Raw genomic sequence first — 24,095 nt, forward strand, 5'->3', positions numbered from 1 at the left:
TTGGAGTTTTGCAGGCCACGGGAGCGTCGTGCTGCAAACCAAAAAAACCAACGAATGTTGTATTTGTTTCTCCCGTTCGATTTTGCGTCGGAAAAAGTCTTGGGCGGTGCGGGAGCGCACATGCGGGGCGCTTTGGAAGGGTTGCGGGATAGGGGCGTAAAGGTTTCGGTGATTTCGAGCCAGCGCAGAGAAAATTTTCCTTCCGCCGTAGATGCTGTTACAACGGTACTCCCATGGCGATGGGGAGAGCACGTTCCTAACGTTCCCATTATCTTATATAATGCTCGCGTTTTTCTGAAAGCATGGAAACTTCTTCGAAAGAAGCGTCCGGCGTTTATCTACCAGCGTCACCTGTTGTTTAACGTTTCTGGCCTCCTCTTATCCCGTGCTTTGCGGAGGTCTCTCGTTCTCGAATACAATTGCTCGGAGATTTGGATGGTTGAGCATTGGGGACGGGGCTGGACGTTTCTTATGCACCTCGCGCGGTGGATGGAGAGAGTAAACATCCGCTCTGCCGAACTGCTCGTCGTCGTGTCGGAGCGCGTCCGCGAGGAATTGCTGGCGCGGGGCGTTCCAAGCGAGCGCATTTTGGTCAACCCCAACGGGGCAAACCCCAAGACATTCCATCCCGGAATTGAGGGAAGATCTGTCCGCGAGCGTTATGGCATTTCGCAGAACAACATCGTGGCGGGTTTTATCGGCACGTTCTCCGTGTGGCATGGCGTGGAAGTGTTGGCCAAGGCCGTGCGGCAAGCCGTCGCGGCGTTTCCCGATGTTCGCTTTCTGCTCATCGGCGACGGGCCGTTGTGGACTTCGGTAAAGGAGCAAGTTAACCGAGACGGCTGCGAAGCGCACGTGACGTTCACCGGGCGCGTGCCGTCCGCAGAGGTGCCGGCGCACCTTGGGGCGTGCGATATTCTGCTATCGCCGCACGTGCAGAACCCGGACGGCTCGCCGTTCTTCGGCTCGCCCACCAAGCTTTTTGAATACATGGCCATGGGCAAGGCGGTTGTGGCAAGCGGCATCGAGCAGCTCGCGCAGGTGCTTGAGCACGAGAGGACGGCGCTCCTTGTGCCCCCCGGCAACCCCGAAGCTCTGGCGCGCTCGATCGTTCGGCTTGCCCGCGACAAAGAACTGCGCCTCCGCTTGGGAAGCTCCGCGCGCGACCACGTGGTCAAGCATTACACGTGGGACAGGCATGTGGCGCGCATCTTGGACCGGGTTCGAAAAATGGGCTGGCTCGATTTTTTTCCTTAACCGAATTTCAACATATCTTGACAGTGTCGAAATGATGTTCCATAATGGCTGGCTCCGCGCCTTGTAAAGCTTCGGCGTGTCCATGGGGCTCGAGGGTTGGAATTTTCTATCCTAATCCATGATCGCTAAATCCGATTCGTCGACCCAGTTAAACGGCCTGTTTTCCCCATGGCTCCAGTCGCTCCGTTTTCGGAAAGCCGTGCCATGGGTTCGAGGTGAACGTCTTCTTGACGTCGGGTGTTCCCAGGGTGAGCTCCTCCAGTGGCTTTCGGATGTGGAAGATTACGTTGGGGTGGAGGGACGGGAAGACGTCTGCGCCCAGGCCAAGGCGAAGTATCCCCAACACCGGTTTATCAATCTCTATTTAGACAAAAACAACGTGACGTCCTTGGACATCAAAGATCGAGATACTATCCTGATGCTGGCCGTTCTTGAGCACCTCGAACATCCCTCTGAAGTGCTGGCGGGGCTGGGCCGGTATCTGGCTCCCGGGGGACGGATTGTCATTACCACCCCGAGCCCCCTCGGCAAACCTATTCTAGATGTCGGATCTATGTTCGGATTCTTTATGAGTGAGATGGACGAGCATCACAGTTATTTTTCCCGAAAACAGCTTCGTGGGTTGTGTCGTCAGGCGGGGTACCGCATGCTCCGCCTGACAAGCTTCGAAGCCGGACTGAACCATCTGGCCGTAATGGAGAAAACGGAGCGGTGAATTCCCGGCATTGGCTCTTTCTCTTTGTCTTGGCTTTTTCGGTCCGTCTTCTGGCCCTCGGTCTGGAGTGGAGCTCTCCCAATTACATTGGCGTCGGTATTCAAAATGCCGAGGCCACGAGACACCTTGCCCAGGGAGACGGTTATGCCTTTGATCGGAGCCGGGTCGCCGCAATTTACGAAGAACAAACTGAACGGGGCGGCTTGACCGACTTGAGGCACTTTCCCCTTTCCCGTTACCCGGAGCGCCGTGTCCAGCCCGTTTTCCAGTACCCCCCCGGATACGCCATATTCCTCTGGCTTTTCGGGGGATGGAAGACTTTCGTGTTTGCACGTTTGTTCCAGGTGGTGCTCGACAGTCTGGCTTGCCTGTGGTTGACCGGGCTGGCCCTGCGGATGCTCGGCCTCCGCGCGGCATGGGTGGCCGGGTTCGTATACGCCATGTGGCTGCCTTCGGCCATATCCAGCGCTACGGCTACTCCGGATGCTATGACACCGTTTTTTACCATCGGTGCCTTGGACTTTTTTATTCGCGGTATTAACGCTCGAGGACGCCGGGCGTGGTGGTTCTGGGCGCTTTCCGGTCTCTGGGTCGGCCTGGGCGGCTACTTACGCCCCACTTTCCTACTCTTGGGTTTGGCCATGGGCGGGATGGGGTTCGTCTTTTCCCGCTTTTCATGGCGCCCGCTCGTCGCCGGCGCTCTGGTTTTTGGCGTCACCATGCTGGTTCTGGTGCCCTGGGCGTGGCGAAACCATCGGCTGGCCGACCGCTGGATGTTCACGTCTTCCATAGGAGGTTACGCTTTTTGGGAAGGCTTGGGAGATTTTCCGAACCCATGGGGTATCGAGGCAAGCGATAAGATGGCCCAGGAATTCGTCGAGGCCCACGGCTACGAGTGGCACTCGCCTGAGAGCGACCGCTTTCTCAAAAGCGAGTTTTGGAAAAACGTCAAGGCGCATCCCGCCGCCTATGCATCCCAGGTTTTTCGTAGGTGCCTGAAAGTGGTGACGGCACGGAGTTACTACGGATTTGGGTGGCGAGTGCAGTTCGACCCGCCAATGCCTGGTTCGTTGCGCGAGCTGCCCGGCTGGCTTTTTCACCATGCTGGCAGCATAGCGATCCTTGTCCTTTGGCGGGGCTGGAATATCTTGGAATTGGCGCTGGTGGCGCTGGCCGTAGGCGGGCTTTTTTCAGGAAACTGGCCCGGCGGACACTATTTTTATAAATTTAAGGCACCCGTTTTCGGAGTTATCGTTTACATCGCTTCCCTGTCCGCTTTCATCCATTTTCATCCTCGATACCTGGTTACGATCATTCCGTGCTATATTCTATTGGGAGCACCTGCGGGACTCCGTCTGTATGATGCGGCTAGAGAAAAACTTCTCTCCAGGTGGACGCCTTCCAGACCGGAAGGAGTATGACCATGACAAAGCTGATTATTCAAGTTCCCTGTTACAACGAAGAGGAGGTGCTTGGGCAGACCATTTCGGGGTTGCTGAAAGTGTCTGTCCCGGGCGTGGATCAAATCGAAATCATGGTGGTCGACGACGGCAGCACGGACCGAACGGTCGAAGTGGCTCGGAATGCCGGCGCCCATCACGTGGTTTCTCTGGGGGCCCATCAGGGCCTGGCGCGCGCTTTTTCTTTTGGTCTGGACCATGCCCTGTCGCTGGGTGCCGATGTTCTGGTCAACACTGACGCGGATAACCAGTACCCGGCCTCGGAAATACCGAACCTGATACGCCCAATTTTGGAAAAACAATATCACATCGTCATCGGCTGCCGTAAGATCGACGAGATCAGCAATTTTTCCCCTCTAAAGAAGTTTTTACAGAAACTCGGCAGCTGGGTCGTGCGCAGGGTGTCGGGCACCCGGGTGGAGGACACGACCACTGGGTTCCGCGCTTACAGCCGTTTCGCCATGATGAGAGTGAACGTCTTTTCGAATTTTTCCTATACGCTCGAAACCATCATCCAAGCCGGTGTCCTCAATATTCCGATGACGGCAATTCTGGTTTCTGCTAACCCCGAAACCCGAGAATCTCGCTTGGCGAAAAGCATTCTTCACTACCTCTGGCAGTCCGGGCGCACGATCCTCCGTATTGCCGCTATGTACCGGGCGTTCCTCATTTTTTTGACGCTCGGAGTGACGTTCCTGACGATAGGTGCTCTGGGATTCCTGGTTTTCCTTTATTACTACTTTACCGTTTCGGGGCCGACCGGTCATATCCAATTGGTGGTTTTTTCCGGCACCATGCTTGTGATTGGCATGTTTTTGACCCTTGCCGGCTTGCTTGCCGACATGATCAACACCAACCGTACTCTCATGCAGGATGCTCTGTTCAGGATCAAGCGTTTGGAAATGGAAGATCGTTCCCGCTCTTAGGGCGAAATCCAATTCATAGGCGAACATTGGTCCTTTCCAACAAACGGGTTTTCGAGGAACTTATATGAAACGTCCGTCCCTTTCCCTTGTCGTCCCCGTTTATAACGAAGAGGAGAACCTGTCGATTCTGGCCGGCCGCCTGCAGGAAGCGGTGCAAGGGCGCGATTACGAAATCTTGTTCATCGACGACGGAAGCACGGACAAGAGTTTTGAGGTTATTCGAGCGCTTGCACAGAAGGATCAACGCGTGAAATGCCTCCGGTTTCGGAGGAATTTCGGCCAAACGGCGGCCATCAGCGCAGGAATCGAGATGGCGGAGGGCGATGTGATCATTCCGCTCGACGCCGACCTGCAGAACGACCCGGCCGACGTTCCGCGCCTGCTCGAAAAACTGGACGAGGGCTACGACGTGGTAAGCGGCTGGCGCCGCGACCGCAAGGACAAAACGTGGACGCGGGTGATTCCCTCAAAAGTGGCGAACTGGCTCATCTCCCGCATAAGCGGCGTGCGCCTTCATGATTACGGGTGCACGTTGAAGACCTATAGGAAAGAAGTCATCAAGGGCGTCCGCTTGTACGGCGAGATGCACCGTTTTATACCCATATATGCCGCTTGGGAAGGCGCTAGGGTGACCGAGATTGAAGTGACGCATCATCCACGCCAGTTCGGCCAGTCGAAGTACGGCATCAATCGGACCGTCAAGGTGCTTCTCGACTTGGTGACCATTAAATTCCTGGGTTCTTACGCCACCAAGCCAATCTATATGTTCGGCGGGCTGGGGATGCTTCTGTGCGTGGCAGGAGCGGGGTTTGCGGGCCTTACGCTCTATCACAAACTGGCGCTCGACATTTACGTCCACCGCAATCCTTTTGTGCTCCTTTCCATCTTTCTCATACTGGTTGGCATGCAGCTCGTTATGATGGGGGTACTGGCGGAGATTCTCATCCGTATCTACCACGAGACGCGAAAACGGCCGGTGTATTCTGTTCGGGAGAAAGTGAATATTTCCCCGGCTGGGGAATGAGATGTTTTTTCTTTTTTTGTTTTTCCTTTCGACAACGTTATTAGGATTAGTGGCGATCGGCTTAGCGTGCCGACCGTTTTCCAATCGCTATCCTCGTCCCGCATCGATGTATTACGGCGCCGTCGCAGTAGGGTGTTCGCTCACTATTTTCTTCATCAACCTCATAAGTTACGCGATTCCTTTTGCATGGAGTGTGGTGTTGGGACACACCTTAGGGGTTTTGGTGTTGCTTTTTTCCTGGTGGAGTTCAAAAGATTTTCGGGAAGAGATGCGTTTGAGTTATGCACACTTTAGAAAGTTCTGGCCGACAATTCCAAAGTTGCTGCTTTCTCCTGTATGGTGGACAGTAGTTTTGACGGTGGCGCTGATGGCGTGTACAAGATTTTTCCTTCGCATTGTCGATTTCCCAGCGCATCACGCTTTCATTGGAACGATTGCCCACGGAAACTTTCCTGTCATGTGTCCCTTTGCGCCGGATGAACCTCTTGCCTACCCGTATGGCTTTCATTTATTGGCTGCTCTTCTCTATCGAGCAACGGGGTGGGATATTGGTTTTGTCGCAGGAATTGTGGTGGCATGGGTCTTTATTGGTGCAGCGCTGGCGGTCGCAGGGTTCGTGAAAGCCTATTTTTTAGCCAAGCCTGCGGCGACCGTTGTGAGCATCCTGTTCTACTTTTTTGGGAGCAGCATTACCGGCGTGGCGGTTATTTTAACCCACGCGCGCCCGGGAAAATTGATGGCAGCTAGCGCTCTCCCCTATATTCAGTTTGCCGGGATAGCGAGATCGGTGGCTTATGCCGTGCTTCCAATGCTTTTGTTATTGGTTGAGGCATTCTGGAAACGCCGATTGGGAAGTTCCTTGCTACCTTGGTTTGTTTTGGTTGCATGCCTTATGGCATCGATTGGACTCACCTCTCCTGAGCTGTTGGCCGTAATGGGACTTGCAATTGTCGTTGTGGCTTTAAAAGATATTTGGAGAGGAAAAGAAGGCACCGCGCTCAAAGCCGCGCTGGTAGGGGTGCTTGCATTAAGTTTACTTCTCTCCTGTCTACAAGGAGGGGCGATCGACTTTTCTCAGTCCGCGGATAAAAATGTCGGCCTTGAGAGAGAGCAAGTCGCGCAGCCGTTACCCTCCAAAGTCAGGGCAAGCGATTTTTATCTTAGGTGGCCTACTATGATTCTAACTTATCCGGAAGGTTATGTAGGCGTATCTTCTCCGCTGTTTTGGCGTGTGGTGCTGCTGGAGTTCGGGCCTTTGTTTCTTCTTTTTCCTTATTATCTGAAGCCAAGAGGAGACCCTTTTAAACAAATCCTTCTTTTGTCAGTTTGTATCTCCCTCGCCGTACCTTTGTTCGTGGGCTATAGTGTCTTAGAATGGAACATGTCAAGATTTTTTCAAGTGAGTGTTTTAATTGTTCCTTTGTTTTCAGGCTCGTTTCTAGTTCGCATAATGCGCATGTGGGTCACGAACCCTTCTGTGCGCAGAATATCGCTGGCTATACTCGTGTCGATGATGATCCTAACCCCCATCGGTTATTGGACAGGCATTTTATGGCTCAGGGGTTCGAAAGCGCCATACGCTGTGGATAGCAAGATAGAAGTTATTGTTTCAGACTTTAAGCGTCTAGTCCCGCCTCCTACACGAATCCTTACAGTATCAGACTTCATCTACCCTCTACACAGGGATGGTTATTTTGCTCTTCATGATAGGCCGCCCCTTACGGTGGCCTATTTACTCAGGGACGGTAAAGAAGACTTTGACGCTTCACTGAAGTTTCGCGAAAGAGAAACCTTTCTCGCATGGAGGCCCGATTACCTTCTTGTCCCTGAGGACGTCTTACGACGTTTTCAGGCTATGCTGCCAGAAGTTTCAACTAGTGTTTTACGAAGATACACCTATTCGAGAGGAGTGTCGCAAGATACGCATTCAAATGGGCTATACTTTGTGAAAGTCGCTTATACCGGAGGAGGCTGAATTTGTGAGAGTCGTCCCTGGGTCGCTGCGGTGGGGGAGTATTTGCCCTCACGGGGAAGACGGCGATTCATGAAGTGACAACAAGTTAAGATATAAAATGTGCGGCATTGCAGGCTGGATCGGCGCCTATCCCTCTTCCTCTCGGCATGAGGCGGAGCGGGCGCTGCGCGCCATGGGCGACGCGCTCCGCCATCGCGGGCCCGACGACAGCGGTTTCTACCTGGACGAGCACGTAGCGCTGGGACATCGGCGCCTCAGCATCATTGATCTTGGGGGAGGGCACCAGCCCATGTGGAGTGCGGACGGCGCCGCTGGCATTGTCTTCAACGGAGAGATTTACAACTTCCTTGAGTTGCGCCCCGAACTCGAACGCAAAGGCTACCGCTTTCGAACGCGCTCCGATACCGAAGTGCTGCTTTACCTCTACCTTGAGTACGGGGAAAGCATGCTCAGCCGCCTGAACGGCATGTTTTCTTTCGCGCTCTGGGACGCGCGAAAGCGGGAGTTGTTTGTGGCGCGCGACCGCATGGGCAAGAAACCCTTCTACTACGTGCGGAAGAACGGGACGTTTCTCTTTGCTTCGGAGCTCAAAGCGCTTTTGAAGCATCCGCTCGTGTCGCGTGACGTGGACCGGGTTGCGCTCACGAGGTATCTCGCCCATGAATACATTCCCGCCCCCCATTCCATTTTTCAAGACATCCGGAAATTGCCCGGAGGCTGCGCGCTCAAGGTTTCCGTGGACGGTTTTCGAATTCAAAATTATTGGCCGTGCCCGTTTGGCGAAGACGGGCGGCACGTGGACGAGCGGGAGGTGATGGACCGCCTCCGGGAGCTTCTGCGGGACGCCGTGGCGAAGCGCCTCATCAGCGATGTTCCCCTGGGCGTCTTTTTGAGCGGCGGCATCGATTCGAGCACGGTGGTCGCCATGATGGCCGAGCTTGTCCCGCCGGAGCGGATCGAGACGTTCTCCATCGGATTCAAGGAGCGCTCGTACGACGAGTCGCGGTACGCACGCACCGTAGCCGATCATTTCGGCACTAATCATCACGAGGAGGTTCTTCATCCGCGGCGCATGCTCGAAATTCTTCCCGATGTGGTGGAGCGTCTGGATGAGCCGTTCGCCGATCCTTCCATCGTGCCTACGTACCTTCTTTCCGGGTTGACTCGCCGCTACGTGACGGTCGCGCTGGGAGGCGACGGGGGAGACGAATTGTTTGCCGGCTATCCTACTTTTTTGGCGGAGAAGATAGCCCGCTGGTATGAGAAATTGGTGCCGCCGTTTTTGCACCGACAGTTGGAGGCGTGGGTGGGGCGGTGGCCGCCGTCGCTCTCCAACTTCAGCTTGGACTTCAAGGCCAAACGCTTTCTTGCGGGGATTCCTTATTCCGAAGAGACCCGGCATCAAGTCTGGATGAGTGCTTTCTATCCCAAGATGCAGGCGGAGTTGTGGAACGAGGCCGATGGACAGCTTGAATGGGTGTATCGCGCCTTGGGAGCCTACGGGGATGAAGTTCCGAGTCGCGACGCGTTGCAGCGCTCTCTCTACATCTATTACAAGGGATATCTTCAGGACGACATTCTCGTCAAAGCGGACCGGGCAAGCATGATGCATTCCTTGGAGGTGCGGGCGCCTTTTCTGGACGTGCGCGTCGTCGAGTATGTGAGCCGCCTGCCGGCGCGCCTTAAACTGCGGGGCAAAACCACGAAATACATTCTTAAGAAAGCCATGCGCCGCCGGCTGCCTGACAAGATTCTTTATCGTTCCAAGAAGGGTTTCGGCATTCCTACTGGAAAGTGGTTCAAGGAAGATCTCCGCGAATATCTCCGGGACGTGCTCTCGGAGAAGCGGATTCAGAAACTTGGCTTTTTCCACCCGCCGTACGTATCGCGCCTCGTGGAAGAGCATATTTCCGGCAAGCGCGACTGGCGCAAGCCTCTCTGGGCGCTCTTCATGTTTGAGCTTTGGCGCGAGAGGTGGCTCCGATGAAATTGAGTGAATACGACGCGGAGGCGGCCAGGGAGAAGCGCCATTGGTGGTTTCGCGGTCGTCGGCGCCTTCTCGACGACGTTTTGCGGAATCTTGTCGGCGATGTGGCGCATTCGAAAACGATCTACGACATCGGCTGCGGCGTAGGCAACAATTGCCAGGTTCTCGCTTCGTACGGAAGGGTAATAGGGATTGACATAAGCCCGCAAGCACTGGAATATTGCAAGAACCAGGGCTACACCAATCTTTTGTTGCGCAATGCGGAAAACCTGGAAGGAATTCCCGATGATAGCGCGGACCTCGTCGTCGCGATGGACGTTTTGGAGCACCTTGACGATCGGGCCGCGCTTGCCGAATTTGTGCGTATTCTGAAACCGTCGGGCCATTTGGTGGTTACCGTGCCCGCCTTCTCGTTGCTTCGGGGGCTTCAGGACGAGGTGGGGGAGCATCGCCGACGCTACCGCATGGGACCGCTTACGCGTCTGGTGGAAGAAGCAGGCTGCGTGCCCGTGCGGAAAACACATTTCAATTTTTTCTTTTTTCTTCCCATTTACTTCGTGCGCACCATCACGAGGCTGTTTCGTCTTGACCCCTGGCTAGAGCGGAAGGCCGGCACTCTGTTTTTGAACGATTTTCTTCATGCCATTTTTGGAGCGGAGATATTTTTTCTCAGGTGGATTTCCTATCCTTACGGCGTTTCCATCCTGTTGGTGTGTACGAAAGGCCGCCGCCATGGAGAAAAGAAGGGCAACCGGCGATTTGATGAGTTTCGACAGTGGAACGAGCGAATGTTTAAAAAATACGATCCCGATTATTTCCACCGCCATCCGAATCTGTTTATACGATGGGTGGAGGCGCTGCGCGCCCGCGCGATCGTTCGCTTTCTGGCTCTGTCTCCCGCGGAGCGAATTCTGGAGGTGGGCTGCGGAGCGGGAAACCTGCTCGAGCGTTTGTCGAGCGACCGGCTGGTGGGAATCGACCTTTCCGAGACCGGCGTCAGGAAAACACGAGAGCGGATGGAGGGGCGCGCGAGCGTGGCCTTGGCGGCGGCCGAGAACTTGCCTTTCAGAGCGGATTCCTTTGATAAAGTGTACTGTTCGGAGGTGCTGGAGCACGTCCTTAATCCTGAGGTTGTCTTGGCGGAGATGTGCCGGGTAACGAAACCCGGAGGAACGATGGTTGTCTCTGTTCCCAACGACGGGCTGATTGATTTCCTCAAGGATTGGCTTCGCAAGTTACGCCTCTACAACTTGGTTCTGGGAAAGACGGAGCGCAAGGCCGGTTTTGCCGGTGAAGAATGGCACCTGCATGAAATAAGCAAGGCCGAGTTGTGCCGCATGCTGGAACGGCAAGGCCGCATTCGGCGCATTCGCTCCATCCCATGGCTTGGCTTGCCTCTTCGGTATGTGATGCAAGTCATAGTCCAGTAAGGCGGAAAATATCCGGGCAGACTTGTACGGTGGCTGTTTTGGAAGGTAGAAGGATTATCTTTTGGTGTGTCGCACTGTTTGTCGTGGCCCTAGGGTGGCGTGTGGTGTGGGCATGGCATCTCGACGGTTACGGCTACTTTGCCAGCATCGCGCTCAATTCCTCACGTGCCGCGCAGCATCTTCTTGAGGGACAGGGATTTGCCGTTGATCGGGAAGGAATGCCTGTTGTTGCGGAGGCACAAAACGCTTACGGGGTTCTTATCGAGCCGCTATTTTATCCTCCCTTGAGTGCGAATGTCGAACCTGTGCTGGGGTATATGCCGGGATATGTCCTTGGTGTGGCAGCGGTTTTTTCCCTTGTTGAGGCGCAATATTTTCCCGTTCGCCTTGTACAGGCTCTTGTGGATTCGGCGGCCTGCGTCTTACTGTTTTCGCTTGCGTGGCAAATGCTGGGCCTGGGGGTCGCGCGCGTGGCCGGTGTTCTGTATGCGCTGTGGCCTCCCATTGCCGTTTCGTCGGTTTTAGCGCATGCCGACGCCTTCATGGTTCCGCTGACGGTGTTTATGTTATGGGCGGTCTGGCGGGCGGTAAAAGGAGGCGGTTACCGATGGTGGCTGCTCTCCGCTCTGGTGGTGGCCGCTCAGAGCTATTTCCGCCCTACGGTGCTTTTGTTCGCGCCATTTCTGGCGGCGGCGTCCTTTGCCTCCGCCGAAAAGAACCGCTGGAAGAGCGCCACGGTTGTTTTCGTGTTGACAACGATTGTTATTGGGAGTTGTCTCTTGCCATGGGGATTTTACAATTGGCAACGAACGGGGCATTTCCTATTGACTTCCACCTCCGCAGGTTGGGCTCTTTGGGCGGCCTTGGGCGAATGTCAAAACCCATGGGGCGTCGTGGTAGATGACCAGTACATGCAGGCACGGCTTGCGGAAAAGGGTTACCGTTGGCACAGCGTGGAAGCCGATCAATTTTTGAAGAGGGAATTTACAAAGGCGTTCATGGAGCATCCGTTGTTTTACGCGAAAACTTACGCTCTGCGTTTCGCCAAGGTGCTTTTCCCGCGGCATTTTTGGGGTTTTGTGCCGGAGGTGACACCAGAAGGGGTTCAATCGTTCATGCAGCGGGAAGGCATGGTGCTCGGAGCCGTCCTGTATTTTCAAAGTTATGCGCGCCCTTTTGTGGAACGTTTGCTTAATCTGATACTTCAAGGATTTGACTGGGTGCTGTTGGGAGTGGCCGCGGCGGGGGGAGTGCTTTTGTGGCGTCAAAACCGTCGGCGCGCCTTGACGGTCGCGTGCTTGCCCTTCGCCTATTTTCTTCTTACAGGCCCTATCATGCATGTCGAGCCGCGGTATATTCTCCCGATGGAAATCACCTATGTTCTTTTGGCAAGCGTTGCCTTGAGAGAATGGTGGAATGCAAGCAAGCCACTAGGGCGTGCCTCGTGAGCGGCCTTTACGGCATTCGAGCTCGTCGGATTTTCCTTCACCCCTGCTTTCGGCGGCGTCTTCGCTCTTGAACGGACCGCTGAACGGGATGTCCAACTCTCGGGTTGAGATGGGGTTGAGATTTTTTTGCATGGATTATTCATATTATTTGAGAAGGATTCGAGAAACCCCCGTGCGCATCCTCGCGCGCAAGCTCCTAGTGCGTTTGCGCGGGTACGGCGCGGGGCAGTGGGAGCGGTGCAGCGCCTTTTTGTTCCCGGATGCGCTTACGCTTCAGGCGTTCGCCCGGGTGTTTCCCGCCGCGATGCGAGCGTCTCTTGCGAAAGAAATCTGGGCGCGTTCGAATTCCTGCTTGATGATCGCGGACCGCCAGCGCTCGAGCTTTCGCAAAGTGTTCGGTGGTGAACCCTATGTGAGGGAGATTCTCCGGCGCGCGGATAAAATTTGCGATCACGAGTTTGACATACTGGGCTCGGGCCCGGTGCCGCTGGGCAGAACGATCGACTGGAGGCAGGATTTCAAATCCGGGCATCGCTGGAAGCTTCGCTACCACAAAGCCCTCTGGGTGTACAACCCGTCCGACGATTCTGACATTAAAGTCCCCTGGGAGTTGTCGCGATTCCAGCACATCCCGACGCTGGGAAAAGCGTTTTGGCTGAGTCGGGATATGAGATACGCCGAGGAATTTGCATTGCAGGTTGCGGATTGGATGAACAAGAATCCCGTAGAATACGGGCCCAATTGGAAATGCCCGATGGACGTGGCCATTCGGGCCGTTAACTGGATTTACGGCTACGGCTTTTTCTATGAGGTCATGCGGGATCGGGAGGAATTTTGGGAAAAATTTCTTCTTTGCCTTTACGAGCATGGCCGGTTTATCCGCTCCAACTTGGAGTACGACCCGGCGAGGCGCGGCAACCATTATCTTTCCAACCTTGTTGGCCTCGTTTATTTGGGCTCGCTGTTCACGGAGACCGAAGAGGGCAGGGCGTGGCTTGAATTCGGGACGCAGGAGTTGCGCAAGGAGATGGCGTTTCAGGTGCATGCCGACGGGACGAGTTACGAGATGTCCACGGCGTATCACCATCTTGTGCTGGAGCTTTTTGTGATGGGGAGCATCGCGGCGGCGCGAAGGAATCAGGACCCGGAAACGCAGCCGACGCCGCAGAACGACGCCCAGGCGATTCGGCGGATGATGGGCGAAGAATTCACGGAACTTCTGGAAAAAATGTTCGAGTTTGTATACCGGACGAGGTGTCCCGACGGCACATCTCCTTTGATCGGCGACCATGACGACGGGCGGCTTCACATTCTGGCCGGATACGGGTCGCAGAAAAAGGATGATTTCCGTCATCTTTTGGTCGTCGGCGGTCGGCTGTTTGAGCGGGATGAGTGGTTGCGGGCCGCCTCCCCTGAAGGCCGGGAGACGGCCTGGTGGCTGTGGCCCTCCGGGGAATTTCCTTCTTCTTCGGCCGGTGATGGTGCGGCCGACGGCCTGGAGAGCCGAGCGTATCCGCAAGGGGGCTTTTACGTGATGCGCCACAACGAGGATTTCGTTTTGGTCCGCTGCGGCGGCGTCGGCTTGAACGGGGGAGGGGGCCATGCGCACTGTGACGCGCTGAGTATGGAAATTTGGCTCGGTGGCCAGGCCTTGATTGTCGATCCCGGTTGCTACCTCTACACGGCGGATCCCAAGATGCGCTGCCTGCTTCGTTCCACCCGTTATCATAATACGGTGTGCGTGGACGGGACGGAGCAGAATCGGTTCGACGGGTACAACCTGTTTTCCATGGAGGAATGTGCTTTTCCACGTGCTCGGCAATGGAAGACGGGTAACGACGAGGACATTTTCGAGGGCGAGCATTACGGCTACGAGCGGCTCGAGAAAGGCCTGGTGCACCGCAGGCGCATGATTTTTGACAAGAGGAATCGATTGTTCCGCTGGGAGGATACGTTGACCGCTTCGGGGCCGCACCGCTACGAATGGAATCTGCACCTTGCCCCCGGCTGTTTTGTGGCTGGTGCGGAGCCCAAGGCGGACGGCGAGCCAAGAGATGCGGCCATGCCCGTCCACCTGCGTGCGGGGGAGAGGCAATTCTTGCTTGAGGCCAATCTGGCGTCTTCTCCCGAGGTCGTAGAAGGGTGGGTTTCCCGATCCTATGGCTGCAAAGCGCCGGCTCTCATTCTGCGATGGCGCGTCACGGCCGCGGGAGAAATGCGGGCAGCTTTTGCGCTTCGTGCGGATAATTGAAGCGAGCATGCCGTGCGCAATCTTCTGATGGTATGCCACGATTTTCCGCCCACGATGGTGGGCGGTGTCCTGCGTCCTCTTAAATTCGCAAAATATCTGCCATCTTTCGGTTGGAAGCCGTTGGTGCTTACGCACCGTAACCTATCTCCCCTTTTGCACGATGAAGGGTTGCTTAGTGAGCTGCCCGAGGAGGCGGAGATCGTGACCACGGCGCCCTATGTGCCGGCGTTTTTGGTTCGATGGGTGCGTCGACGCGACACCGTGGCGTCGCGGTTGATTGAAGAGGAGGCCTCGCATGCCTCCGCGGCGTCTTCCGAGGAGTCTCTTCGGCGGCGAATATGGTCGAGGGCGTTTTTGTGGGTGCGCAAATATGTTTTTGTTCCCGACCGTGAGCGTCTATGGAAGCGTACGGCGGTGGCGGAGGCCGGGAAAATTTTCGCCTCCTGCAAGGCGGACGCCCTCTACACGACGTCGCCGCCCTATAGCGTTCACCTTATCGGATTGGCCCTTAAGCGACGGTACGGCCTTTCCTGGATTGCCGATTTCCGGGATCAATGGGCGACAAACGTGGGGTTTAATCCCTTCCTCAAGAATCCGTATCGACGGTGGCGCGAGCAGCGGATGGAGCGCCGCGTCGTTGAGGCCGCCGATTGGGTGATCGCCGTCACGGAGCCGGCGGCCGAAGATTTTCGTTCTCGATATCCGCAGCACGCCTCGAAAATTTGCGTTCTTCCCAACGGGTTTGACGAGGCTGACTTTGGCTCGATGGACGGGGTGGGCCAGGATCGAAATAAATTTCGCGTGCGCTCGTTCGGAAGCATAGGAAGCGGGCGAAGGCCGGACGCCGTGCTTCGAGCGTTCGAAAGTCTGCGCGGATCACCGGTTTGGCGTGACCTGGAAGTGGAGTTTTTCGGCCTCTTCGGCTACGACCAGAGGCCGTGGCGGGAGGTTTTAAAAGACAAGGTTCGATTTGTGCGGCACATCCCCCATGCCGAGGTGGCACGTGAGATGCGGAGAGCGGGCGCGCTGTTCGTCTTTCAATGTGTAAGAGGTAGCGCCAATTTTGCCGTTCCGGGAAAACTCTACGAGTGCGGGCGTGCCGCGGTGCCCGTCATCGGTGGGGTCGAGGGCGGTCCGACCAAGGACATCATCGAGCGGTATGGGTTGGGCTGGGCCTGCTATTCCGAGGACGCTTCAGCCATTGCGGGCGCTCTGCAAGAGGCTCACGCGATGTGGCGCCGCGGCGTGCGCACGCAGCCGGCCAAGGAATTTTTCGAGGTTTTCGACCGAAAGGAACTTACCCGCAATTTGGCCACCCTTCTTTCGTAGAGCCGTAGAGGAAGCTTCCTGTTTCTCTGCCGGCGATTAATGTGCTATAGTCGAGGAAGAATTATGAGGTTTCGGTGATGCAAGCCTTTGCGTTTCGTATGGGGCAATGGGAGCGGCCTCTTACGGCGGCCCGCACCATTTTGCTCCCGCTCGTTCTGGGTGTTTTCGGCGTGTATGTTGTGGCCCAGATTGCCGTCCAGAGGGGATGGTATTCCATTTTTAGCCTGACCGCAGTTTTGTTTTTGGTCGGCTTCGCGGTCAAGCGTCTGCATGTGGCGTTAATGGCTATTATCATCGTAAATGTTCTGCACAGCACCTTTCATTTTATGCAGGAGCGCTGGCTTGTTCTCGCGGTAGGCCTGCTACCGTTTGTCTGGCGCGCGGTATCACAATATAGAGGGCGCATGGTTTTGACGCGGTATCATCTTGCGTGGATAGCGTTTCTTGTGTTCATTTTTACCTCCAGTCTTTATTCGGAGAATTTTCTTCTCACGTTTGCCAAGTCCATCAGCGTTTTGTTGGTATTCCTGGCTATGGCGGTGATGCTTTATTATCATCTGAAGTTTAATCCGAAGGATTTTGGGACCCTCATGGTGATGCTGGCCTATTCCAATGTCGTGGTCACGGTGTGGTCGTTTCTGCATGTAATAGGAGCAGCGGGAGCGGTAGGTAAAACGGTTCTGGGCAATCCCAATTCCTTGGGGGCGTTTCTCACTCTCACCTTGCCGTATGTGGTCTATCAGTTTTACAACTCCATGAACCGTCCTGTCAGAATCTCGTGGCTTGTGCTTGTGGGGATGAATTTCTTCTTTCTGCTCCGGACGCACTCCCGCGCAAGTCTCCTTGGAGTTTTGGTCGGTGTTTCGTTGTATTGGTTCGCTCGGAATCGTGCTGGATTTGCTTATTTCGTGGGGCTTCTGTTCCTTGCGTTCGTGATGCAGATAACCTTTTCCCCTGCCATGCGCCATAGCTTCTTGCAGACCTATATCTACAAGGGCTCTGTCACCGGCGATGCGCTCCGCTCTCGGAGGTCAACCTGGGAGCGTCAGTGGGACGTTTTTAAAAAATATCCCCTGACCGGTGTGGGGTTTGGGTTGAGCGAAGGATGTGGGAAATACTGGACTTTTTCTCTTAGTTCCGGGGCCGCGATGAAAGAGTCGGGCAGCAGCTTGATGATGCTTATGGAGGGAGGGGGGCTGCCGGCGGCGGTTTTGGGATACTTGCCTCCCCTTATGCTCATTTACTATGGGGGGCAACGCTATCGCCGTATTATTTTGGAGAGGAGCACCCTATCGGAAGAGGAAGACCGCATGTGCGTCCTGCTGGCGGGCTGTGTGGGAGGTTTTATTAATTGCCAATTTGAGGGATGGCTCTATGCCGCGGGCAGCATGTGGTCGATTTTCTTTTGGTATCAGGCCGCCTTGCTGCTGTACGTTCTGACGAGCATGGAAGAGAAAGAGCTGGGCCTCGTTCCTTCGCAAGCTGTTGAGGGAGAAAGTCCGCCCCCGGCGTAATTATCAACTTTTGCCCAAACAAGTTCGTATCTTCTCAATTCAACCCTTCCGTTCTTTAAACAAACGTCATTAATAAGAAGACCGTGCGGATTGCTGTTGTCGCAATTTCCCCCGCTCCTTATCGTGAGCATATATTCTCTCGCCTGGTCCGGGATGGGCAGTTTCGGCTGGAGGTTTTCTATGCGCAGGAGCCGGTGCTATGGAACAACGGGCGGTTTCCTTATCCCGTAACGTGGCTGCCCGAGGCGCGAAGAGCTTGGCTTCGGCGGAAGACTCGCGTTCGCCACATGCACGGCGCCGTTTTCCGTGAGTTGTCGCGCTTTGGGCCGGACGTGGTGGTTTCCTACGGCTATGACCGATGGCCTATGATGGGGGCGTTGCTCTGGGCGTTCTGTGGTCAGATCCCCGTGCTGTTGCGGAACGACGCCAACGCACTCCAGCCCTTTCGCGGGTTTCGAAAATGGCGCCGGCGCTGCCTGGCGCATTGCCTGGACAGCCAGCGTATGGGAGCCCTTGTGATCGGGCGCTCCAACGCCCGGTACTGGACGGAGCAGATGAGCTTTCCCGCCGACCGGCTGTTCTGGGCGCCGTACAGCGTGGACAACGCCTATTTTGAGCGCGAGAGCGCCCGCTGGAGGCCGGAGCGCGAGGCGGTCAAAACGCGCTGGCGGATTGGCGGCAGGCGGGTGATCCTTTTCGTGGGCCGCCTGGAAAAAGTCAAGGGCCTTTCGTGTCTCCTGCGCGCCTACAGCCGCCTCCGCAAGCATCGCTCGGACGCGGCCCTTGTGCTTGCCGGCGAGGGGAGTCTGCGCGCGTGGGTCGAGCGGGTGGTGTCGGAAGAGGGGATTCCGAACGTCGTCCTGGCGGGCTTTATGCAGCAGGAGGAAATTCCGCGGGCGTACGCGGCGGCGGATGTGTTCGTGCTGCCCTCGGAAGAGGAGCCGTGGGGACTGGTTGTGAACGAGGCGATGGCGTCCGGCCTTCCGGTCGTCGTCAGCGATAGGGTCGGAGCCTGGGTTGACCTGGTGCGGGACGGTGAGAACGGTTATGTGACTCCCGCGGGAGACGCCGCCGTCTTGGCCGAGGCCATGGAGCGGGTGCTTTCCGGCGATGCGCATGCGATGGGAGAGCGGTCCCGGCGGATGGTGCAAAACCACAGCATTGAGCTTGAAGCGAAAGGATTCATAAAGGCCTTCCAGGCGGTGGAAGAGGGGAGGCTTTGAAGCCCGTGTTTCGCGCCTGGGCGGAGATCGATTTGGACCGATTGGGCGAGAACGTCCGGCGGATCCGCACCCTGTTGGCGCCGTCGGTCAAGTTGCTGGTTCCGATTAAGGCCAACGCCTACGGGCACGGCGTGATTCCCGTGGCCCAGGAAATGGAGGCCCTCGGGGTCGACGCATTCGGCGTGGCTTCGGTCGATGAGGGGGCGCGGCTTAGAAAGGCGGGGATTACGATGCCCGTTCTGGTCTTGTCACCTCCCTTTACCGGCGAATTTGAAGATATTCTTCGCTTGAACCTTGCTGCGGCCGTGTGTGATTTGGAGGCGGCGCGCTCCCTGAGCCGCTGGGCGGACTCCCGCGGCCGGCGGATTCCCGTTCACGTCAAGGTCGATACGGGCATGGGGCGCCTGGGCCTGCCATGGGAAGAAGCCACCGCCGCCGTCTCCGAGATGGCCGGCTTGCCGGGCGTGCATATGGAAGGGTGTTTCACCCACCTTGGCTGCGCGGAAGAGGAGGACGATTCTTGGAGCCGGACGCAGATCGAGCGTTTTCGCAAAATCCTCGACGCGCTCCGCGAGGCGGGGCACGACATTCCCATGATACACGCCCTCAACAGCGCGGGCCTTCAGCGCTTTCCCGAGGCCCATCACGGCGCCGTGCGGCCGGCGGGCGTCCTTTTCGGCATGCATCTTCTCGACCCTCACTTGCGCACCGTCGCGATCGAAGAGGTGTTCTCGCTGCGAAGCCGCATCCAGACGGTGAAGACGCTTTGCGAGGGACACCCCGTGGGATACGGGGCTACGTTCCGCACGGCTGGGCCGACCCGCGTGGCCACGGTGCCGGTGGGCTACGGCGACGGTCTTTTTCGCAACGGATGCGCCGGCGCGCCCGTTCTCGTGCACGGCAGGCGCCGTCCCGTCCTGGGGCGCATTTCCATGGATTTGCTCACCGTGGGATTGGAGCCGGACGATCCGGTGCAGGTGGGCGACATCGTCACTTTGATCGGCGCGGACGGTGAGGAAAGAATCTCCGTGGAAGAAACGGCCCGGCGGTGCGGCACGATACCGTACGAGGTCACGTGCCACATCGGAATCCGCGTTCCACGTCTCTATCGACGCAATGGAAAACTCAAGGACTCCTGAGACTCGCCCCCTTCGTGTCCTCATCAATGCGACCCCCGCCAAGATGAGCGGGCTGCTGACGTATGTGCTCAATTTCGCGCTGTCCTTGAGCCGCCACGGAACGCCGCACACGTATATTATTTATGTTCCGCCGGAGCACGTGCGCCGTTTCGCGAACATGCCGCCCAATTTCGACGTTCGGCCCAATCCCGCGAGCCACTGGTTCTTTCTGGGTCGATTCGCCTGGGACCAGTGCGCGCTTCGCCGAATCCTGAAGCGGGAAAACGTGGACGTTTTGGTTTCGATCAATTTCGCCCTGCACGCCTCGCCGTGCCCCCAGGCGCTCTGGATTCAGAACGCGCTCTATTTCTCGCCGCTGCATTTTCGCGTGCTTCGCAAGCAGCGGGCGTGGCGGGAATATATGCGCATGCGGTTTCGCCGCTGGCTCACATGGGCCGCCGTTCGCTCGACGGACATGCTTCTTTTTCCCACCGAGGCCCTGCGGCGGGAGGTGCTGAAGCAGTGGCCCTGGATCAAGCAGCCCAGCGCCGCAGCGCCGTACGGGTGGAAATTGCCCGGATTCGCAACGGACGGCGCGTGTCCGGAAGACGTTTTGCGCCGCCTGGAAGATCTGCGCCGTTCCGGAAAGGTGCTCCACTATCCTTCGCTTTTAAACATTCACAAGGATTTGCCCACCGTGCTTCGGGCGTTCGAGCGCGTGCTTCGGGAAGAACCCGATTGCTGGCTTCTGCTCACCCCCGATTTTGATGTGGATCCCATGCTGACGCCCGCGACCCGCGACCGGGTCGTATGGTACCGCACACTGCCTTACGGATGCGTGCCGTCCCTCTACCGGGCCTCGGACCTCGTTCTTTTCTCCTCTTATTGCGAGTCTTTCGGCTTTCCCCTTATCGAGGCCATGGGTTATGGACTGCCCATCGTGGCAGCGGACATTCCCACGACGCGGGAACTGTGTGGGGAAGCCGTTCGCTATGTGCCGGTCTTTGACGACGAGACGATGGCGCGGGAGGTTGTGGCTCTGCTTCGCGACGAGAAAGCCCGCAAGCAGCTGGGAGCGGCGGGGCGTGCACAGGCGGAGAAATTTCAATGGGAGGAGCACCTCGACATCGTTCTTGGAAACCTGGAAAAAATTGCATACCACGGTGAAGCGTAAACAGGGCGATGCGGTCCACATGGAAAGCCCCGGCACGAAGGCTTTCACGGTGCGGGAAGTGTGTGCTATGTTTAAGGACCTTGAAAAATTGCACGTCGAGACTGTTGTGACTCCATACGATTTGAGGATCGGGCGGCGCCTCTTCTTTTCTTCGTTCGTTCGGAGGTTCGTGCCGAAGCAGATTGGCTTTAATCTTCTCTTGCAGGGCTGCAAGCCCCTCGCGGATAAGAGGGCGTAGCGGCTCGGGTCGGGCGTTTTTATGGCTATGATTCGAAACATCCTCGTGACCGGAAGCAGCGGAACCATAGGCACCAGGCTATGCGAGAAGCTGCTGGAGCGAAATTATACGGTGAGGGGCGTGGATTGGGTGCCCAATAAATGGTCCGAGCGCATCAATTCGCTGACGACAAACGTCGATTTGCGCAGCCGGGAACAGATGGAGGTTTTGCCTACGGATGCCGACTTGGTTATTCACCTGGCGGCAAACGCCAGGGTGTACAACCTGGTCTTGGATCCGGTTTTGGCCAGAGATAATTTCGAGACGCTGTTCAATACCTTGGAGTTTTGCAGAAGGAACGCCATAAAAAGGATTCTCTTCGCTTCCAGCCGGGAGGTGTACGGCAATTCGAACCAAATTGTTCACTTCGAAAACGAAGCGTACGTCCGCAATTGCGAAAGCCCTTACACGGCGTCGAAGGTGGGGGGCGAGGCCTTGGTGCATGCCTATCACCAGTGCTACGACCTGGACTTCGTCATCGTGCGGTTCTCCAACGTGTACGGTATGTACGACGACACCGACAGGATTATTCCGCTCTTCATCAAGAAGACGACCGAAGGGGCGGATATCGTCGTTTACGGTGAAGAGAAACTGCTGGATTTCACCTACATCGACGACGCGGTTTGCGGCGTGCTCAAGTGCATTGAGAATTTCGACGAGGTGCAAAACGACGTGTTTAATATCGCGTCGGGCCAGGGGCTTTCCCTTGTTGAGGTGGCACGGAAGATCCAAGGCGCCATGGCGGGAAGAACCGAACTTTCCATCGGACCGAGTCGAATCGGCGAGGTGGAAAAATTCGTTGCGGATATTTCCAAGGCAAGGCGGATACTGGGATACAGCCCTGAAACCATGATTGACAAAGGCATCGAGAGATCGGTTCGGTGGTACCGGGAAAATTTATACAAGAATGTGTAGGATCGGCGCGGGCGGCGATTTTCCGCCCGGCTGACAAGTTCTGAAAAGGCCTTTTTCTTTCCATGGCGGCGCGGATTCCTGTTTCCGTTATCATCATGACCTATAACGAGGAGAAGAATCTTCCCCATGCGCTGCGGAGCGTCGCCGATTGGGCCGACGAGGTTTTTATCGTCGATTCCTTCAGCACCGACCGCACCCTTGAAATCGCGCGCCAGCATACGGATAAAGATAAAATCGTTCAACATCCGTTCGAGGGATTCGGTCGCCAGCTCAACTGGGCTCTCGACACCATGCCCATTCGGAACGACTGGGTCTACGTTCTCGACGCGGACGAGCAGATTACGCCGGGGCTCCGCGACGAGATTGCGGCCGCCGTTTCCGACCCGTCGCGCGAGGAGGCCGCTTACTGGGTGACGTGGAAGGTCATGTTCATGGGGAAGTGGATCAAATACTCATCGTGCTATCCGACCTGGTTCGTCCGCCTCATACGAAAGGACAAGGCCCGCCGGGAGGAACACAGCGTCAATCCGCACATGATCGTGCAGGGAAAGATAGGCTACCTTCGCCAGCCGATGATCCATGAAAACCATAAGGGGATCTCGGACTGGGTGGCGAAGCACAATGTGTACGCGACGGGAGAAGCGGAAGAGTACTTTAAGCACAACGTCGGGCGGTACATTCCGCTTCGCTTTTGGCGCGGCTCCCAGGCCGAGCGCAAGCGCTTCATTCGCTACAAGATTTATCCCTGTCTTCCCGCGCGAAGCTTCTTGTATTTTCTGTACCTGTACGTCTATCGCAGGGGCTTCCTCGACGGCATCGCCGGCTTCCACTTCAGCGTGCTGAAAGCGTTCTTTTTCTACCTGATTGAGCTCAAAATCAAAGAGAAATCGCAGGAGAAGCAAAAAGCTTCTTCGTCCTGAATTGCCATGCATTTGGCCGTAAACGCACTGGCGGCGATGGAGGGGGGGAGCGCGACCTACGCCGCGAGCCTCCTCGACGGGTTTTCGAGGCGGACCGACCACCGCTTTACCGTCTTCCTGCCTCCCACGTGGGATGCCGCGCCGTACCGCGCCCCGCACGTGAGCATTGTTCAACCGAAGGTCTGCCGAACGCTTGCCGGTCGTCTGCTGTATGAGCATTTTTATCTGAGCGAAGAGGCGCGCCTAGGCGGCGCGGAAATGCTCTACTGTATGTCGGACGTCGTCTCTTTGCGCTGCCAGATGCCATGTGTGGTGGCGGCACGCGATGAGACGATTTACAATGCGAGGCCGCACGGGATATCCCTTCGGGGGCGGCTGCGCCTTCTTGCTTTGCGTCGTTTGGGCGAAAGATCGCTACGGGAAGCCGCAGGGCTGGTCTGCGAAACAAAAGCCTTTCTTGCTGCGCTTGCGGACTTGGGACTGCCCATTCCCAAGCAGCGGGCCGTGGTGCATCATGGGATCCCGCAGTTCGCCTGCGATTCCCCGAACAAGTCTTGGAAGGATTCGTCCTATGTGCTTTACGTGGGCGGCGTTTACGTGCACAAGAATCTGTATACCCTGCTTGAGGCCTATGCGTTCCTGATTCGCAGGTTTCGGCTTCCCCATGATTTGGTCATGGTGGGAAAGGTCTTTCACCGAGGGTACTTCCGACGCTTGCAGCGGCTTGTGCGTAGCCATGGCCTGAGCGGGCGTGTGCATTTTGCAGGAAAATGTCTGCCGTCTTCCGTGAGAGAATGGTACCGGAATGCCGGTCTGATGGTGCTTCCGTCTTTGCAGGAAAGCTTCGGCTATCCTATACTCGAAGCAATGGCGCAGAACCTCCCGATGGTGCTTTCGGACATTCCCGTATTTCAGGAAGTCGCTGGGGACGCCGCCCTGTACGTCGAGCCGCGGGACGCGGAGGGCATGGCGAAGGCCATCCATCGAGTGCTTTTCGACGAACCGCTGCGAGAGCGGTTGCGACAAGCGAGGCAGGAACGGATAAAGGATTTTTCCGTGGATACCGAAATTGCGCGGCTGCTGGATGCATTCACAACATGGAGCCGCGCGCGTGATGGCCGTTAATTCAAGACTCATTTGCAGGCCCTTTTC

At 56.5% G+C, this 24,095-nt stretch carries 18 protein-coding genes; all 18 read left to right on the forward strand.

Annotation, left to right across the window (positions count from 1 at the left end; translation table 11 throughout):
- Positions 1-54: 54 nt before the first annotated feature.
- The 18 genes from JSV08_00705 (at position 55) to JSV08_00790 (ending at position 24,068) form a co-directional block, all read left to right on the forward strand.
- Positions 55-1,257: a glycosyltransferase family 4 protein gene (locus tag JSV08_00705; protein UCF80975.1), complete on the forward strand. Its 1,203-nt coding sequence runs from the start codon at positions 55-57 to the stop codon at positions 1,255-1,257.
- A gap of 118 nt (positions 1,258-1,375) precedes the next feature.
- Entirely contained in the window at positions 1,376-1,972 is a 597-nt protein-coding gene (locus JSV08_00710) for a class I SAM-dependent methyltransferase (GenBank protein ID UCF80976.1), read from the forward strand.
- Positions 1,969-3,393 carry a glycosyltransferase family 39 protein gene (locus tag JSV08_00715; GenBank protein UCF80977.1) on the forward strand — a complete coding sequence of 475 codons (1,425 nt, stop codon included), beginning with the start codon at positions 1,969-1,971 and terminating at the stop codon, positions 3,391-3,393. Before JSV08_00710 ends, JSV08_00715 begins: the two co-directional genes overlap by 4 nt.
- A gap of 2 nt (positions 3,394-3,395) precedes the next feature.
- The gene (locus JSV08_00720; GenBank protein ID UCF80978.1) at positions 3,396-4,358 is read left to right on the forward strand and encodes a glycosyltransferase family 2 protein; all 963 of its coding nucleotides are present in this window, start codon (positions 3,396-3,398) and stop codon (positions 4,356-4,358) included.
- Positions 4,359-4,422: 64 nt separating this feature from the next.
- Complete coding sequence (locus JSV08_00725; GenBank protein UCF80979.1) at positions 4,423-5,382, forward strand: glycosyltransferase family 2 protein; 960 nt, start codon at positions 4,423-4,425, stop codon at positions 5,380-5,382.
- 1 nt (position 5,383) lies between these two features.
- The gene (locus JSV08_00730; protein ID UCF80980.1) at positions 5,384-7,357 is read left to right on the forward strand and encodes a hypothetical protein; all 1,974 of its coding nucleotides are present in this window, start codon (positions 5,384-5,386) and stop codon (positions 7,355-7,357) included.
- Positions 7,358-7,454: 97 nt separating this feature from the next.
- A complete protein-coding gene (gene asnB, locus JSV08_00735) occupies positions 7,455-9,344 on the forward strand; it encodes an asparagine synthase (glutamine-hydrolyzing) (protein ID UCF80981.1) in 1,890 nt (629 codons plus the stop codon).
- The gene (locus JSV08_00740; GenBank protein UCF80982.1) at positions 9,341-10,774 is read left to right on the forward strand and encodes a methyltransferase domain-containing protein; all 1,434 of its coding nucleotides are present in this window, start codon (positions 9,341-9,343) and stop codon (positions 10,772-10,774) included. Before asnB ends, JSV08_00740 begins: the two co-directional genes overlap by 4 nt.
- A 101-nt stretch (positions 10,775-10,875) precedes the next feature.
- Positions 10,876-12,222 carry a glycosyltransferase family 39 protein gene (locus JSV08_00745; protein UCF80983.1) on the forward strand — a complete coding sequence of 449 codons (1,347 nt, stop codon included), beginning with the start codon at positions 10,876-10,878 and terminating at the stop codon, positions 12,220-12,222.
- 130 nt (positions 12,223-12,352) lie between these two features.
- Positions 12,353-14,473: an alginate lyase family protein gene (locus JSV08_00750; protein UCF80984.1), complete on the forward strand. Its 2,121-nt coding sequence runs from the start codon at positions 12,353-12,355 to the stop codon at positions 14,471-14,473.
- A gap of 168 nt (positions 14,474-14,641) precedes the next feature.
- Positions 14,642-15,802, forward strand: coding sequence for a glycosyltransferase (locus JSV08_00755; GenBank protein ID UCF80985.1), 1,161 nt, complete (start codon positions 14,642-14,644; stop codon positions 15,800-15,802).
- Between the two features lie 77 nt (positions 15,803-15,879).
- Positions 15,880-17,316 (forward strand): O-antigen ligase family protein, encoded by a 1,437-nt coding sequence (locus tag JSV08_00760; protein ID UCF80986.1) that lies wholly within the window; start codon positions 15,880-15,882, stop codon positions 17,314-17,316.
- 503 nt (positions 17,317-17,819) lie between these two features.
- Complete coding sequence (locus JSV08_00765; GenBank protein ID UCF80987.1) at positions 17,820-18,539, forward strand: glycosyltransferase family 4 protein; 720 nt, start codon at positions 17,820-17,822, stop codon at positions 18,537-18,539.
- 5 nt (positions 18,540-18,544) lie between these two features.
- Positions 18,545-19,678, forward strand: a complete 1,134-nt coding sequence (gene alr, locus JSV08_00770) for an alanine racemase (protein ID UCF80988.1) — start codon at positions 18,545-18,547, stop codon at positions 19,676-19,678.
- Between the two features lie 43 nt (positions 19,679-19,721).
- Complete coding sequence (locus JSV08_00775; protein UCF80989.1) at positions 19,722-20,831, forward strand: glycosyltransferase; 1,110 nt, start codon at positions 19,722-19,724, stop codon at positions 20,829-20,831.
- Positions 20,832-21,090: 259 nt separating this feature from the next.
- Entirely contained in the window at positions 21,091-22,023 is a 933-nt protein-coding gene (locus tag JSV08_00780; protein ID UCF80990.1) for an NAD-dependent epimerase/dehydratase family protein, read from the forward strand.
- A gap of 62 nt (positions 22,024-22,085) precedes the next feature.
- Positions 22,086-22,943: a glycosyltransferase family 2 protein gene (locus JSV08_00785; protein ID UCF80991.1), complete on the forward strand. Its 858-nt coding sequence runs from the start codon at positions 22,086-22,088 to the stop codon at positions 22,941-22,943.
- A gap of 159 nt (positions 22,944-23,102) precedes the next feature.
- On the forward strand, positions 23,103-24,068 hold the full coding sequence (locus JSV08_00790; GenBank protein UCF80992.1) for a glycosyltransferase family 4 protein: 966 nt from the start codon (positions 23,103-23,105) through the stop codon (positions 24,066-24,068).
- The last annotated feature ends 27 nt before the right edge of the window (positions 24,069-24,095 follow it).

The sequence above is a fragment of the Acidobacteriota bacterium genome, from assembly GCA_020349885.1.
Classification (GTDB): domain Bacteria; phylum Acidobacteriota.

Bases quoted from the DNA above. Each gene is read 5' to 3' on its own strand.
- JSV08_00705 (UCF80975.1), top strand. From the start codon at position 55: ATGTTGTATTTGTTTCTCCCGTTCGATTTTGCGTCGGAAAAAGTCTTG.
- JSV08_00730 (UCF80980.1), top strand. From the start codon at position 5,384: ATGTTTTTTCTTTTTTTGTTTTTCCTTTCGACAACGTTATTAGGATTA.
- asnB (UCF80981.1), top strand. From the start codon at position 7,455: ATGTGCGGCATTGCAGGCTGGATCGGCGCCTATCCCTCTTCCTCTCGG.
- JSV08_00780 (UCF80990.1), top strand. From the start codon at position 21,091: ATGGCTATGATTCGAAACATCCTCGTGACCGGAAGCAGCGGAACCATA.
- JSV08_00710 (UCF80976.1), top strand. From the start codon at position 1,376: ATGATCGCTAAATCCGATTCGTCGACCCAGTTAAACGGCCTGTTTTCC.
- JSV08_00750 (UCF80984.1), top strand. From the start codon at position 12,353: ATGGATTATTCATATTATTTGAGAAGGATTCGAGAAACCCCCGTGCGC.
- JSV08_00775 (UCF80989.1), top strand. From the start codon at position 19,722: ATGAGCGGGCTGCTGACGTATGTGCTCAATTTCGCGCTGTCCTTGAGC.
- JSV08_00725 (UCF80979.1), top strand. From the start codon at position 4,423: ATGAAACGTCCGTCCCTTTCCCTTGTCGTCCCCGTTTATAACGAAGAG.
- JSV08_00720 (UCF80978.1), top strand. From the start codon at position 3,396: ATGACAAAGCTGATTATTCAAGTTCCCTGTTACAACGAAGAGGAGGTG.
- JSV08_00760 (UCF80986.1), top strand. From the start codon at position 15,880: ATGCAAGCCTTTGCGTTTCGTATGGGGCAATGGGAGCGGCCTCTTACG.
- JSV08_00765 (UCF80987.1), top strand. From the start codon at position 17,820: ATGGGAGCCCTTGTGATCGGGCGCTCCAACGCCCGGTACTGGACGGAG.
- JSV08_00785 (UCF80991.1), top strand. From the start codon at position 22,086: ATGGCGGCGCGGATTCCTGTTTCCGTTATCATCATGACCTATAACGAG.
- JSV08_00740 (UCF80982.1), top strand. From the start codon at position 9,341: ATGAAATTGAGTGAATACGACGCGGAGGCGGCCAGGGAGAAGCGCCAT.